Source organism: Pseudoalteromonas sp. BZA4 (genome assembly GCF_040104395.1).
In the GTDB taxonomy this organism is placed as follows: Bacteria; Pseudomonadota; Gammaproteobacteria; order Enterobacterales; family Alteromonadaceae; genus Pseudoalteromonas.
The window spans coordinates 111,446-125,121 of record NZ_JBECOT010000007.1; the positions used below are offsets into that span (position 1 = coordinate 111,446).

Annotated in this window: 13 protein-coding genes and 1 pseudogene; 8 read left to right on the forward strand and 6 right to left on the reverse strand. The window is 42.2% G+C overall.

The window, feature by feature from the left end:
- Nucleotides 1–1,386, forward strand: a complete 1,386-nt coding sequence (locus ABMY41_RS05010; protein ID WP_175078502.1) for an ATP-binding protein — start codon at nt 1–3, stop codon at nt 1,384–1,386.
- Nucleotides 1,387–2,328 carry an alpha/beta fold hydrolase gene (locus tag ABMY41_RS05015; RefSeq protein WP_349274281.1) on the forward strand — a complete coding sequence of 314 codons (942 nt, stop codon included), beginning with the start codon at nt 1,387–1,389 and terminating at the stop codon, nt 2,326–2,328.
- On the opposite strand, the gene ABMY41_RS05020 is transcribed toward ABMY41_RS05015, so the two are convergent.
- Complete coding sequence (locus ABMY41_RS05020) at nt 2,307–3,215, reverse strand: cation diffusion facilitator family transporter (protein ID WP_082401648.1); 909 nt, start codon at nt 3,213–3,215, stop codon at nt 2,307–2,309. The genes ABMY41_RS05015 and ABMY41_RS05020 overlap by 22 nt on opposite strands.
- A 101-nt stretch (nt 3,216–3,316) precedes the next feature.
- On the opposite strand from ABMY41_RS05020, the gene trmL reads away from it, so the two are divergent.
- Both trmL and ABMY41_RS05030 read left to right on the forward strand, forming a co-directional pair.
- The gene (trmL, locus tag ABMY41_RS05025; RefSeq protein ID WP_349274282.1) at nt 3,317–3,781 is read left to right on the forward strand and encodes a tRNA (uridine(34)/cytosine(34)/5-carboxymethylaminomethyluridine(34)-2'-O)-methyltransferase TrmL; all 465 of its coding nucleotides are present in this window, start codon (nt 3,317–3,319) and stop codon (nt 3,779–3,781) included.
- 76 nt (nt 3,782–3,857) lie between these two features.
- Nucleotides 3,858–5,768 carry an EAL domain-containing protein gene (locus ABMY41_RS05030; RefSeq protein WP_349274283.1) on the forward strand — a complete coding sequence of 637 codons (1,911 nt, stop codon included), beginning with the start codon at nt 3,858–3,860 and terminating at the stop codon, nt 5,766–5,768.
- A gap of 74 nt (nt 5,769–5,842) precedes the next feature.
- Here ABMY41_RS05030 and gpsA read toward each other — a convergent pair whose 3' ends face one another.
- The 4 genes from gpsA to ABMY41_RS05050 are packed head-to-tail and all read right to left on the reverse strand — an operon-like array spanning nt 5,843 to nt 8,100.
- Nucleotides 5,843–6,850 carry an NAD(P)H-dependent glycerol-3-phosphate dehydrogenase gene (gpsA, locus tag ABMY41_RS05035; protein WP_349274284.1) on the reverse strand — a complete coding sequence of 336 codons (1,008 nt, stop codon included), beginning with the start codon at nt 6,848–6,850 and terminating at the stop codon, nt 5,843–5,845.
- 3 nt (nt 6,851–6,853) lie between these two features.
- Nucleotides 6,854–7,339 (reverse strand): protein-export chaperone SecB, encoded by a 486-nt coding sequence (gene secB, locus ABMY41_RS05040; protein WP_054550974.1) that lies wholly within the window; start codon nt 7,337–7,339, stop codon nt 6,854–6,856.
- 41 nt (nt 7,340–7,380) lie between these two features.
- On the reverse strand, nt 7,381–7,638 hold the full coding sequence (grxC, locus tag ABMY41_RS05045; protein WP_054550973.1) for a glutaredoxin 3: 258 nt from the start codon (nt 7,636–7,638) through the stop codon (nt 7,381–7,383).
- 30 nt (nt 7,639–7,668) lie between these two features.
- Nucleotides 7,669–8,100: a rhodanese-like domain-containing protein gene (locus ABMY41_RS05050; protein WP_054562817.1), complete on the reverse strand. Its 432-nt coding sequence runs from the start codon at nt 8,098–8,100 to the stop codon at nt 7,669–7,671.
- A 191-nt stretch (nt 8,101–8,291) separates the two neighbouring features.
- On the opposite strand from ABMY41_RS05050, the gene gpmM reads away from it, so the two are divergent.
- From gpmM to ABMY41_RS05070, 4 genes are read left to right on the forward strand one after another with little or no spacing between them, the layout of a single operon-like run.
- The gene (gene gpmM, locus ABMY41_RS05055; RefSeq protein WP_349274285.1) at nt 8,292–9,836 is read left to right on the forward strand and encodes a 2,3-bisphosphoglycerate-independent phosphoglycerate mutase; all 1,545 of its coding nucleotides are present in this window, start codon (nt 8,292–8,294) and stop codon (nt 9,834–9,836) included.
- 3 nt (nt 9,837–9,839) lie between these two features.
- Nucleotides 9,840–10,979 carry a peptidoglycan DD-metalloendopeptidase family protein gene (locus ABMY41_RS05060; RefSeq protein WP_349274286.1) on the forward strand — a complete coding sequence of 380 codons (1,140 nt, stop codon included), beginning with the start codon at nt 9,840–9,842 and terminating at the stop codon, nt 10,977–10,979.
- Nucleotides 10,980–11,014: 35 nt separating this feature from the next.
- Nucleotides 11,015–12,283: a S41 family peptidase gene (locus tag ABMY41_RS05065; RefSeq protein WP_349274287.1), complete on the forward strand. Its 1,269-nt coding sequence runs from the start codon at nt 11,015–11,017 to the stop codon at nt 12,281–12,283.
- Between the two features lie 35 nt (nt 12,284–12,318).
- The gene (locus tag ABMY41_RS05070) at nt 12,319–13,077 is read left to right on the forward strand and encodes a divergent polysaccharide deacetylase family protein (protein WP_349274288.1); all 759 of its coding nucleotides are present in this window, start codon (nt 12,319–12,321) and stop codon (nt 13,075–13,077) included.
- Between the two features lie 485 nt (nt 13,078–13,562).
- Here ABMY41_RS05070 and ABMY41_RS05075 read toward each other — a convergent pair.
- Nucleotides 13,563–13,676: pseudogene (locus tag ABMY41_RS05075) on the reverse strand (IS110 family transposase); the annotation flags it as partial.

Consider the following 13,676-nt stretch of genomic DNA (forward strand, 5'->3'; position numbering starts at 1 on the left):
ATGCAAACTCCAAGCTGGCTAAAGCATCCCCGCCATTATTTGTTTTTAAAAATATTTGCTTGGTTTTGGGTTACTGTCATAGCGACTATCACAATACTGGTGTTTTTAAGCCAGTTAACGAGCAATGTCGGCAATGACGACCTGCGTGGACCCATGCTGAAAAATCTTGAGTACACAGCTAAAAGTATTGAACGCATTGTTGCTAAACACGGAAAATCAACTCAAGAGGTTTTATCTCATCCGCGCTTATCAAAGCATAAATTACTGTACTTAAATGGTGAGGTTCATGGTGTTGAAATGCTCAGCGAACCTGTATCCAAAGACATTGATTTAAGCTTGCTGAACTTTACCAAATATATGCGTCCGCAAATTATTTTTACCGATGAATACCAAGCTTATGGGCCGGTAGCTTTGAATGTGCCTGAAGGTAAGTTTTATCTTTATGAAATAGATGAAAAACGCAAGAAACCGTTTTTTGTCAGCCTATGGCTAATGCCTGTTTGGCTTAAACTGCTTATTGCTTTAGTTGCATCCTTGATGCTGAGTTTCTTCTTTAGCCGTAACTTAATTGCACCTATTAATAGTTTAAAAGAAACAGCAAAAAAACTAGCTCATGGCGATTTAACTGCCCGTGCCGATGTATCTCCTACTCGTCAAGATGAGTTAGGTGTACTTGGTCGTGACTTTAATACCATGGCGGTGCAACTTGAGCAGCTTATTAGCGCTCAAAAACGACTACTAGCAGATATTTCTCATGAACTACGTTCACCATTAACGCGCTTAAAAATGGCCACAGGCCTTGCACAAATGCAAGCAGATGATGCTCAACACACTTATTTAGAGCGCATTGAAAAAGAGGCAAATCAGCTTGATAAAATGATTGCCGATGTACTTCAAGTTTCACGTTTAGAAGCCAAAAGCCAGACTCTGGCGTTGAGTACACAATCCTTACAAGTGATTGTTGATCATGTACTCAACGATGCTCAATTTGAGGCCAAGCAAAGTAATAAAGAGCTTATTGTTAATGGTACACTAACAGCCGATTTAAAATGCGATGAAACCTTAATAGCCAGCGCGCTTGAGAATGTACTTCGCAATGCCATTAAATACGCAGAACATTCAATCTCAATTGGCCTAGTTGAATCAGACGCTATCTACATCACTATTTGTGATGACGGTAAAGGGGTTGATGAAGCAAACCTAGCAAGGCTGTGTGAACCTTTCTTCCGTCAGGAGCATGCTCGTGATAGAAGCACAGGCGGCACGGGTTTAGGTCTTGCAATTGCAAAGAATGCTATCTCAGCACATGATGGTACACTAACACTTGAAAACCAAGAACATGGCGGACTGTGCGTAAACATCCGTCTACCTTTTAAGAGTGAGTAAATGTTTTATAGTAGCGAAGCAAGTCTTGTTAATAACCTACCTAATATTAATCAGTTTTTTTCTGAGCAATTACAGCAAGACTTTCTGAGCAGCGCTCATGGCAAGCTTTATTACGGCTATGCAATTCCCCAACAAGCAAAAACGGCCATCGTTATCAGTACTGGCCGAATAGAGTCTTTAATTAAGTACAAAGAGTTGCTGTGGGAGCTATATCAAAATGGCTTTGCAGTTTTTAGTGTTGATCACCAGGGGCAAGGTCGCTCTTATCGTCATCTAAAAAATACTCATAAAGGCTATGTAAACCGTTTTACTGATTACGCAAATGACTTTGCTGTATTTATAGAAAAAGTGGTGCAGCAACACTGGCAAGGAAAGCAGGTTTTGCTTGGCCACTCTATGGGCAGTGCCATTGCCTATGATTACCTATCGCGCTATCAGCATCAATTTGCGGGTGCTTTTTTATCAGCGCCGATGTTTGATATCTATACTAAAGGCACGCCAAAGCCTGTAGCAAAACTGGCTGCTAAAATTGCATCCTTACTTGGTCTTGGCCGCAGTTACGCATTTGGCCAAAGCGATTATTTACCAGTCGACTTTGCAGCTAATGAACTAACCAGTAGTGAAATTCGCTATAAACTGTTCAGAGAGCTGTATGAAGCAGAAAATGATTTACAACTAGGTGGCGTAACCTATGGCTGGCTCAATGCATCGTTTGATTTTATTGCTTCTTTAGTCGATAAAAAAGTCGATATTCCTTTGTTTATCGCAAGCGCCGAGCAAGATACTGTGGTCGATAACGCTGCGCAATTTGCACTTACCCATAGGCAAAAGCAAGCACAACTAAAAAGCTATGCGGGCGCTCGCCACGAACTATTGTGTGAACGCGACGAGATCAGACAAACAATACTCAGCGATTTTTATCAATTTTGTGCTGAGCTTTGACGTGTTTTGTTAACCACCGAAAGTGGGTCAAGGTGCATCAAAATATCCATTTCGCAATCAAAATGCGTTTGAATTAATGCCTCTACTTCATCAGCAACTTGATGCGCTCTTATCAATGATAATGAGTCTTCCAGCTCTAAATGCATCTGAATAAACTTAATTTTACCACCTTGGCGGGTACGAATATCATGGGCGCCAAAAACGTCTTGATGACTATTCACAATGGCCAGTATTTGTTGTTTTTCTTCATCTGGGAGCTCTTTATCCATTAAGTGATCCGCACTTTCGCGAGCAATATCCCAGCTGTTATAAAGTAAATAAACAGCCACCCCAATAGCAAATAATGGATCGGCATAAGCGACACCGTACTTAGCTAACACAATTGCCAGTAATACCGCCAAGTTTAAGATTAAATCGCCTTTATAATGAATCGAGTCTGCTTTAATGGCGATTGATTCGGTGTGATTTATCACCTTAGTTTGCACAAACACCACCACGAGCGTACAAACAATAGCGAAAATACTAACCCAAATACCAAGGTCTGAATGCTTTAAGGTTACCGGATTAAATAAGCGCTCAATGCCATGAAACGCTAAAAAGCAACCTGAGCCAGCTATAAAAGCAGCTTGTGCAAGCCCGGCTAATGCTTCGGCTTTTCCGTGACCAAAGCGATGGTCGTCATCAGCAGGGCGTAGTGCATAACCTAGCACTAAAAAACTCATCAATGATGCGGTGATATCCATTAACGAATCGGTCAATGAACCCAACATTGACGCCGAGCCAGATGCAAGCCAAGCCCAGCTTTTTGCCGCGATCATCAGACTCACCATAACAATGGTGACTATACTGGCTGTTTTAACCCAAAACTCATAACTACGATGCTGCACAACAACTTACCTTTAGTGAGTAACTGTGTTGAGTATATCATCTTTTAATTCTAGTTCGTGTATACTCAGCAGCAGATCAAATCCTTATAAATGAGATTCACATGCTTGATATTGTGTTGTACCAACCAGAAATTCCACCAAACACGGGTAATATCATTCGCTTATGCGCAAACACAGGTTATGCGTTACACCTAATTGAACCCCTTGGCTTTGAGTGGGATGATAAACGCGTAAAACGTGCAGGTCTTGATTATCATGAGTTTAGCCATGTACAGCGCCATGCCTCGTTTGAAGCATATCTAGAAAAATGCCAACCGAAAAAAGTGTATGCTTGCACCACTAAAGGCAGTCAATTTCATCATCAAGCACAATATCAGCCTGGCGATTGTTTAGTGTTTGGCCCTGAAACACGTGGCTTACCTGATGAGCTAATTCAGTCGTTGCCGAAAGAGCAACGTATACGTATTCCAATGCAAAAAGACAGCCGTAGTATGAACTTATCTAACTCAGTTGCTGTATTTGTTTATGAATCTTGGCGTCAGCTGGGTTTTGTGAACGGTCAATAACTCATTGAAAAAGCGCTTGTAATAAATATTCACTAATTGTTTAGCACGACCATTTTTTATGGACTAACCTAAATAGGTGAGTTTGTTCCTAAAGATGGATTTAATGCGCTTTTTTGCCCGAGTATGCAGTATCATTTTGCTGATGCAGCACTTTTCTAGTGCTGCCTCTACTGCTGTGTCAAATCCCTCTAACTCACAAGCCCCCAATACGACTCCCCTATTACTACTGATCTTTTTAGCGATTGTCATCCTCATTGGTGCGGTTATCTATTATCAAAGAAACCAAAAGATGACGCTGATGGATGCTCTACTTTCCCAGTCTAAAGATGGTATTTGGGTCACCGACGAACAGTTTCGGATCATAGAAATTAATAACGCATTTAGTGAAATATCGGGTTATAAAAAAGCCGATGTATTTGGTAAAAAATTCAAAGCATTAACGCAAGCCAGTCGTGATACACAACTCGAAGAAATCATTCAACAAGAGCTGAGTAATGATGGTTATTGGTCTGGCGAAATTTGGAATTTACGCAAAGATGGGCAACCCTACGCTATTGATTTATGTATAACAAAAGTGATCACATCACGCTTTCCAAAAAACTCTGTACGGTACGTTGGCATGTTTTCTGATGTCACTGCACGTAAGAATAACGAGCGAACTATGCTCAAGCTCACGACCAAAGACAGTGTCACTGGTTTATCAAACCGCGCTATTTTTATAGAGTCACTTGAAAAAGCAATCAATGCTTGTAACGACACTTATCCTAGTCTGCTAATCATCTTTATTGATATAGATAACTTCAAAAAAATTAACGATTCGCTCGGTCACACAATTGGCGATGTACTGCTAAAAGAAGTGGCGTGTCGTTTAACTGACTCACTAAATTCAGGCTTTACCATTGCAAGACTCGGTGCAGATGAATTTGCGGTACTCGTGCCGCCCTATCTTTATTCAGGTCAAACCGTATTTTTTGCTAAAAAAACCGCAGACATCGTGCTTCAGCAGTTTAAAACCCCATTTATGTTAGATGGTTTTGAGACCTCGCTATCGGCCTGTTGTGGTCTTGCTATCTACCCAGACAACGCCTACAACTGTGAATACTTAATGCGCAGCGCAAATAGTGCTTTGAATCATGCAAAAAAAATGGGCCGTAATACGTATCAATTTTTTGATAAAGAGCGCCATACTCTCGACCCAACCGAGTTAACCAAAGAGAGCGCTTTATTTAAAGCCATTACCAACAATGAGTTTGAGCTTTATTTTCAGCCTAAGTTTGATGCCCAGCATAATCAGTTATACGGCTTTGAAGCATTAGTTCGCTGGCCTCAAGAAGATGGCAGTGTGATTAACCCCGATGAGTTCATTCCGCTTGCCGAACAAAATGGTGCCATTATTCCGCTCACCCAATTACTGATGGAGCAGCTGCTTAATCAACTGGCCCAGTGGCGAAAACAAAGCATTTCGTTTGGTAATGTCGCAATTAATATTTCAGCCTTACACTTTCAGCAAAGTAGCCTCATTGAAACCCTCATCGACAACTTAGCAAAATTTGACGTACCGGCACATTGCTTAGAACTCGAGATCACAGAAAGCGCCATGATGGATAACCCTGAATTTGCAGAGCAGCAAATGAAACGCATTAAATCGATTGGTGTGCACATCGCGCTGGATGACTTTGGCACGGGTCATTCATCACTCAGTTACTTAAAGCGTTTTCCAATCGATACGCTCAAAATCGACAAGTCATTCGTAAAAGATATCGATAAAAACGACCAAGATCGCAACATCACCGCCACCATAGTGCGGTTAGCTAAGTATTTGGATATAAATGTGGTTGCTGAAGGAGTAGAAACTGAAGAGCAAGCCTACATGCTGCATATTATGGGCTGTCATTTTCAACAAGGTTATTATTACTGCAAGCCATTAAAAGCCAACCAAGTCAGCGAATTTATTAATGACACGCTAGAAAAGCAGCAATCTAGCTAGTGGTTGCAACGGTACATCAAATAAAAAACGCGATTAATCAATCGCGTTTTTTATTTAACAGTGCACAATCTAAATTATTCAGATTTTTGCTCACGGCCAAGTAGTGCCATCGCAGCTTCTTTTACATCTTTATTTTCATAAAGTACTTGGTAAATTTGCTCCGTTATTGGCATTTCAATACCTGTGCGCTCAGCAAGTAAATACACTTCTTTGGTATTTCTATAGCCTTCAACAACCTGACCAATAGCTTCAATCGCAGCTTCTACGCCTTCACCTTTGCCAAGTGCAAGACCAAAGCGACGGTTACGAGATTGGTTATCTGTACAGGTTAAGATCAAGTCACCAAGGCCAGCCATACCCATAAAGGTATCTGAACGGGCACCTAATGCACACCCTAAACGGCAAAGCTCAGCTAAACCGCGAGTGATTAAGGCAGTACGTGCGTTGGCACCAAAGCCAAAACCATCAGACATACCAGCGCCAATCGCAATCACATTTTTAACTGCGCCACCAAGCTGTATACCAATGAAGTCATCATTGTTATAAACCCTAAATGAGCGGCCACAGTGTAAAAGGTCAGCTAATTGCTTAGCGAAGTCTTTAGAGGTCGACGATACCGAAATAGCGGTTGGTAAACCCATTGCCATTTCTTTTGCAAAAGTAGGTCCTGAAAGCACAGCCAGAGGAACATCATCGCCTAGCTCTTGTACCGCTACTTCTTGCAGTAAACGCCCTGTATTTGGCTCTAAACCTTTGGTAGCCCATGCAACTTCAGCACCTTCTGACAACCAAGGTTTGATTTTTTGCAGCGTGCCAGCAAAAGCATGACTCGGCACAACAACCAAAATGATCTTGCTTGCTTTAACTGCCGTTTCTAAATCTGCTTCTAGTTGGAGGGTTTCAGGAAAGCTAACATCCGGAACATAACGTTGATTCTTTCGCTCAGCTGCAAGCGTAGCAACGTCATCGCTATTGCGGCCCCACAAGGTCACTGGGTGGCCATTTCTGGCAAAGCAAATAGCAAGGGCGGTGCCATAAGACCCCGCCCCTAATACTGTAACAGCTGATTGTGCTGTACTCATAGCTTATGCGTCTGCAGTTGCCTGTTGATCTTGAGCTGCACGTTGTTGCATGTATTGAGCAAATAGTGCGTCAAAGTTAACTGGCGCTAAGTTTAATTGTGGGAAAGTACCACGGTTAACTAGGTTTGATACTGCTTCACGTGCGTAAGGGAAAAGTACGTTCGGGCAGAAAGCACCTAACATGTGTGCAAGTTGAACTTCTTCAACTTCACCAATTGTGAAAATACCCGCTTGTTGGATTTCACATAGGAATGCAGTTTCTTCACCGATTGAAGCTGTTACTGTTAACGCAAGAACAACTTCAAACACACCTTCTTCTAATTTGTTAGAACGAGTATCTAAGTCAAGCTTAACTTCAGGAGTCCACTCTTTTTGGAAAATAGCAGGTGAGTTAGGCGTCTCAAATGAAACATCTTTAGTGTAGATGCGTTGGATTGAGAATTGAGCGCCGGCTTGTTCTGCTGCTGCGTTTTGATTTTCTTCGTTCATTGTAATTCCTAACTTGTATTCGTTTTTATATTTAAAATTTATTAAGCGTTAAGCTTTGCGTCTAAAAGGCCTTGCGCTTCAATTGCCATCATGTCGTCACAACCGCCGATATGTTCATCATTAATGAAAATTTGCGGAACTGTGTAACCACCATTTGCTTTGTCGATCATTTCATCACGACGCTCAGGGTGAACACCAATATCGATATTCGTGTAGTCTACACCTTTACTATCTAATAACGCCAAAGCACGTTGGCAGAATGGACAGTATGCTTTTGTGTAAAGAACAACATTACTCATAATAATTCCTCTATCGGGCAATGAGCCTTATTAACGACCGGTCGTTGTCGGTAAGCTAGCTGATTGCCAAGCGCCCATACCGCCCGCTAATACATAAACACGCTCAAAACCTGCTTTATGCATTGCAGTTGCGATACCTGAGGCAGTCATGCCCGTGGTACATACTAGTATAATGGGTTTAGTCTTAAACTTTTCAAGGCTTGAAAAATCAGATTGCTTTGCTTTTTCTGGATTTAAGTGAGTTGCGCCTGCAATACGGCCAGAGTTAAACTCTTTTTGTGCACGTATATCAATCACTTGACCATCATCACGGTTAATTAGCAAGGTAAGTTGCTGTGGGTTGATTTGACGGATAGCCGAAAATTTACTTTTAAACCAACTGCTGATCAGCATAGCGACTAATGCTAACCAGATAATGCTCAAAACCGGATGATTTGAGATAAATTCAATATATTGATCCATGCGTTTTCCACTAAGAAATTAGGTACCACAGCGCATAGCCATGGGTTAATTAAAATTTGCCACGCAAGTATACGTGCTTGAATTGAAAATGCTAGGGCGTGAAATATTTTAATATGACATATTGATAGCTGATCAAAACCATAAAACACGGTATGCTAGTGATATATAAGTGCCAATCTTCAGGAGCTATAATGACAGAGCATAAAAAACCATTGGTATTAATGATCTTAGACGGTTGGGGATACCGTGAAGACACAGAAAGTAACGCCATACTTGCTGCTAATACCCCAGTACTCGACAACCTTTGGGCAACCCGCCCACATACATTAATTTCAGGTTCGGGACTTGATGTTGGTTTACCTGCAGGACAAATGGGTAACTCTGAAGTAGGCCACGTAAATTTAGGTGCTGGCCGTATCGTTTACCAAGATTTTACTCGCATCACTAAAGCCATTGATGATGGTGAGTTCGATAGCAACCCAGCGCTTGTTGATAATATCGACAAAGCAGTAAATGCAGGCAAAGCCGTGCATATTATGGGTCTTTTAAGCCCAGGTGGTGTTCATAGTCACGAAGACCACATTGTGGCAACGATTGAACTTGCTGCTAAGCGCGGTGCAAAAGAAGTTTACTTCCATGGTTTCTTAGACGGTCGTGACACGCCGCCACGTAGCGCAAAAGCATCAATTGAGCGCATCGAAGCCTTATTTGCAGAACTTGGCTGTGGCCGTTTAGCAACGCTTGTTGGTCGTTACTATGCAATGGACCGCGATAACCGTTGGAACCGTGTCGAGCTTGCTTATGACGTTATGGTTAGTGGCATTGCTGAATACAGCTACACTGACGGTGTAACCGCACTAGAAGCCGCTTATGCACGTGACGAGAATGACGAATTCGTAGCTGCAACAACGGTTGTGCCAGAAGGCCAAGCAGCTGCTGAGATCAATGACGGCGACACTGTTATCTTTGCTAACTTCAGAGCAGACCGAGCACGTGAAATGACTCGTGCCTTTGTTGATGCTGACTTCAGTGGTTTTGATAAGAAAAAATCACCAGAGTTAAGCGCTTTTGTGATGATGACAGAATACGCAGCAGACATTAAAGCGCCGATTGCGTTTGCCCCAGAGCCTTTAACAAATGTATTAGGCGAATGGTTAGAGAAGCAAGGTAAAACACAGCTACGTATTTCTGAAACAGAAAAATACGCACACGTGACCTTTTTCTTCAGCGGTGGCCGTGAAGATGAATTTGTTGGTGAGACGCGCGAACTAATTCCATCACCACAAGTTGCAACATACGATCTGCAACCAGAAATGAACTCTGAAATGCTGACCGATAAGCTTATTGAAGCAATCGCTAGCGGTAAATACGATGCCATCATCTGTAACTACCCTAACGGAGACATGGTAGGTCACTCTGGCGTATACGAAGCAGCAGTGAAAGCATGTGAAGCAGTTGATCATTGTATTGGTCGTGTAGTTGCAGCACTTGAAGAACATGGTGGTGAAGCGCTTATTACTGCCGATCATGGTAATGCTGAACAAATGGCTAACCCAGCAACGGGCCAAGCACATACCGCACACACCAGTGAGCCAGTGCCATTTATCTATGTTGGCCGTGATGCAACACCACATGATGGTAAAACATTGAGTGACGTGGCTCCAACCATGCTTCACCTACTCGGCTTAGAGCAGCCAAGTGAAATGACTGGTAAACCAATCATGACGCTGAAATAAGCTATGAGTAAATGTATTAACCACTTCCTTAAAACTGGTTTAATACTGACTTCATTAGTAGCAACTTCGGTTGTTGCTAATGAAGATCAAACCAAAAAAGACTTATCAGACATTCAATCAGCTATACAAAAAACAGAGGCTGAGCTTAAAGGTCAACGCAAGTCCATTGCCCAAATGCGCAAAGATCTGCGCGCCCATGAACTCGACATCGCAAAAAATGCCAAAGCATTAAACCTTGCCGCCCAATCTGTTAAAGAAAATGAGCAACAACAGCGAGAACAACAAGCTAAAGCCGAGCAACTTAAGGCCCAGCAAACACAACGCCAAACCTTATTAGCTGCACAACTAAAAAGCGCCTATATGGCGGGTAGCCATGACTACTCAAAGATGTTGCTTAACCAACAAGACACAGCCAAAATTGAGCGCACACTAAGTTATTATAATTATTTAAATAAAGCACGTATTGAGCAAATTGAAGAGCTCAAAGCACTACAGCAAGAAATTGCAGACAACCAAGCTGAGCTTGAAAAAACCAAACAACGTCTAGTTGCCTTATATGATGAGCAAAAAAGACGCCAGCAAGCTCTAGTCAATGCACAACAAGAGCGTAAAACTAACCTCAATAAACTCCAGTCAGCGTTAAAAGAAACGAAGAGCTCAATTGATTACTTAAAAGAAAACGAGCAAACCCTGATCACCGCTATTGAAGAGCTTGAACAAGAACGAAGTGAAAAGGTTGAATTACTAGGCTTACAAAGTAGTAAGGGCAAACTCGACTGGCCAACCAAAGGAGCATTACGCCACCGCTTTGGACAACGCAAGCACGGCAACATAGATTGGAAAGGTGTACTTATCAGCGCCAAAGAAGGCAGTAATGTTAAAAGTGTCCAGAACGGCCAAGTAGTTTACGCTGACTGGCTAAATGGCTTTGGCTGGGTTATCGCTATTGATCATGGCGATGGCTTTATGAGCTTATATGGTCACGCTCAAACCCTTCTTCGCGATGTTGGCGACCTTGTTAGAGAAGGCGAAACGATTGCATTAGTCGGTCAAAGCGGCGGACAACCGGATCCTGGTCTATACTTTGAAATACGCCACAAAGGACGCGCAGTAAATCCTGTAAAATGGTGCAGACGCATTTAATTGATTAAATAGCTGCACTCTATGAGGAGCAGCTGATGCTAAACACAACTTACTCTTACAAAGCTCATTTATCCCCAGCTAAGTTTTTTACTCAGCTGTCTTTTTTATTACTTGTCAGCTTGCTATGCCTGATACTGCAATCGTTTCAGGCTGTTGCAAAACCCTCGTTACAGTCACTACAGCATCAGCAACTAAACGAAATTCTATTTAATATCCATACATATTATGTTGATGATCTGAAACTACAAAACACATTTGTAACCCAGCCTGATAACTTACAAGTCGAAGCGTTATTCGAACGCCTTGATCCATACTCAAAATACCTCGACGAAACTGAGCTCGATGCTATCTTCAGTAGCACTAATGGTAGATACACAGGACTCGGTATCGAAGTAAAAGTTGAAGATGGTCGGGTTTATATTGTTAACACTATTAATAACTCACCTGCGGCGCTTGCGGGTCTTCAGGTAAATGATGAAGTTATTGCGATTAATCAACAACCTATTTTAGACAAAAGCATCGAAGAAGTGGCTAAATTAATTCGCCAAAGCGGTCAAAGTGCTGTCGATGTAGCTGTAAAAAGAGAGAAAGATACTGAGCTAAATTTCTCGATCAAGCGCCAACAAATCAACTTACAAAGCGTTCATGGTCATTTGGCAGATACAGGCGTTGCGCTTATCAGTATCAACTCATTCAATAACCACACATTGCACGATGTTGCTCGAGAACTTGCAAAAATGCAGGTTACTAATAGCTTCCCTCTTTCAGGTTTAATTATTGATTTACGCGATAACCCAGGCGGTACATTACAAGGGGCCATTGAAGTTGCAGATCTGTTCTTAGATAACGGCACCATAGTATCAACCAAAGGCCGCTTTAATGAAGCTAATCAGAAGTATAAAGCCCATAAAGGTGACATACTCAGTGGCGCTCCCATTGCTGTACTTATTAACGAAAACTCAGCCTCTGCGGCTGAAATACTCGCAGCAGCATTAAGAGATAATCAACGAGCGGTGCTAATTGGAGAAACTTCTTTTGGTAAGGGCTCAGTGCAATCGCTGATACCTTTAGGTAACGGTAATACCGCATTAAAACTGACTACAGCACGTTATTACACACCTGCGGGTCAATCTATCGATGGAAAGGGGATCACCCCAGATGTGAGTATTAATCAAACAATGCTTTCAGAAATTGACCAAGGCGTTATAATAAAAAACATCCAAGAATTGGCGCTTTTTAGCTCACTTCTAGATAGACAAGACAAAAAGCAACTTACAGCAAAGCAGCTTTTTATTATGCAGTAAGTAAATGCTCACAACGGATATAATAATTACAAAAAGTGAACTTAAAAACAGGCTTATTACTCGCCGTATGTTGCCTACCGCTATTCTGCCAAGCAAAGAAAATAGCCATAGTAATTGATGATATAGGCAATCATCAGCGCGATCTTGAAATATTAAACTTACCAGGGCAAGTGACCTTCTCAATCTTGCCCCATACACCCTATTCGCAAATATTTGCTGAACGCGCCAGTAGAACTCATAAAGAACTACTTTTACATGTACCAATGCAAGCGCTTGATAAAACTAAAGCACTTGGTCCGGGTGCACTTACTGATACTATGAGTAAGTCAGAGTTACAAACAACACTTGGTCATGCGTTAGCCTCTCTACCACAAGTAAAAGGGGTCAATAACCACATGGGCTCTGAGTTAACACAACTTACCGAGCCAATGAAATGGACGATGGAAATATTAAAGAAACGAGGTTTGTACTTCTTAGATAGCCGAACAACGAGTCAAAGCGAAGCACAAAACGTTGCTAACCTCTATGGTGTGGCTAATGTATCTCGCCATGTATTTCTTGATAACAATGTCACCCAAAGCCAGCTACAACATCAACTTGAAGAACTAAAAAGCAAAGCTAAACACTTCAACTACGCAATCGCCATCGCCCACCCCTACCCAGAAACCGTTGTTTTTCTACAACAAGCCCTCCCTGAACTGCAACAACAAGGCTTCGAACTTGTTCCCCTCTCACAACTAGTCGAAACAAAGTACATTCAGCTAGCCAAAGCAGAGCAAAGACAAGGGGAATGAGTGTTATAAAAGTAAGTTAGCGAGGGGAAAGTTGAAAGAGTAAAGCTTGGAAGTTTGGCGTAGGTTGGGTAGAGCGGAGCGAAACCCAACACAGAGCTATCAGCTTTCAGCCGTCAGCACTCAGCCGCGCGGTCTGGGTGTTTGGTGCTGCGTATCCCTCTGCTGGAGGTTCTAGGTAAAGTGTATTGTAGGAATGGCCTTAAGCCGTGAATGTGTTTGTTAACGTCTGAATTCGGCACTGAAGTGCCTTATATGGACTCCTCCTATTGCACAATACCCTTCGTTAATTTTGTCAGACTGCGTGCTTATATGCGGGCTCATAATGAGGAGCTACCTTGGCCCTTTGATGTATTCGCGCCCTTGTGCCTCTTCTCCTACTCGGTGTTTTAACACGCCAGGCACTTTACAGGCTATCAAGGGTGGGTCTAACCGCTTAACGCAGGTTCTTGGTCAATACTGTTGTTTCTGTTATTGAAGGCTAAATATTAATTGGCTAGTAAACTGGGTTCATAACTCGTGCCCTTTTTCAGCATGGCATACGCTGTCCTAACTGTTTTATTTGCTAATGCAATGGCGGCGCACTTCACACCGCGTCTTTC

Excerpts from the sequence above, each read along its gene's own strand:
- grxC (WP_054550973.1), bottom strand. The coding sequence starts at position 7,638 with ATGAGTAATGTTGTTCTTTACACAAAAGCATACTGTCCATTCTGCCAA.
- gpsA (WP_349274284.1), bottom strand. The coding sequence starts at position 6,850 with ATGAGTACAGCACAATCAGCTGTTACAGTATTAGGGGCGGGGTCTTAT.
- ABMY41_RS05065 (WP_349274287.1), top strand. The coding sequence starts at position 11,015 with ATGCTAAACACAACTTACTCTTACAAAGCTCATTTATCCCCAGCTAAG.
- ABMY41_RS05010 (WP_175078502.1), top strand. The coding sequence starts at position 1 with ATGCAAACTCCAAGCTGGCTAAAGCATCCCCGCCATTATTTGTTTTTA.
- ABMY41_RS05015 (WP_349274281.1), top strand. The coding sequence starts at position 1,387 with ATGTTTTATAGTAGCGAAGCAAGTCTTGTTAATAACCTACCTAATATT.
- ABMY41_RS05060 (WP_349274286.1), top strand. The coding sequence starts at position 9,840 with ATGAGTAAATGTATTAACCACTTCCTTAAAACTGGTTTAATACTGACT.
- ABMY41_RS05050 (WP_054562817.1), bottom strand. The coding sequence starts at position 8,100 with ATGGATCAATATATTGAATTTATCTCAAATCATCCGGTTTTGAGCATT.
- trmL (WP_349274282.1), top strand. The coding sequence starts at position 3,317 with ATGCTTGATATTGTGTTGTACCAACCAGAAATTCCACCAAACACGGGT.
- gpmM (WP_349274285.1), top strand. The coding sequence starts at position 8,292 with ATGACAGAGCATAAAAAACCATTGGTATTAATGATCTTAGACGGTTGG.
- secB (WP_054550974.1), bottom strand. The coding sequence starts at position 7,339 with ATGAACGAAGAAAATCAAAACGCAGCAGCAGAACAAGCCGGCGCTCAA.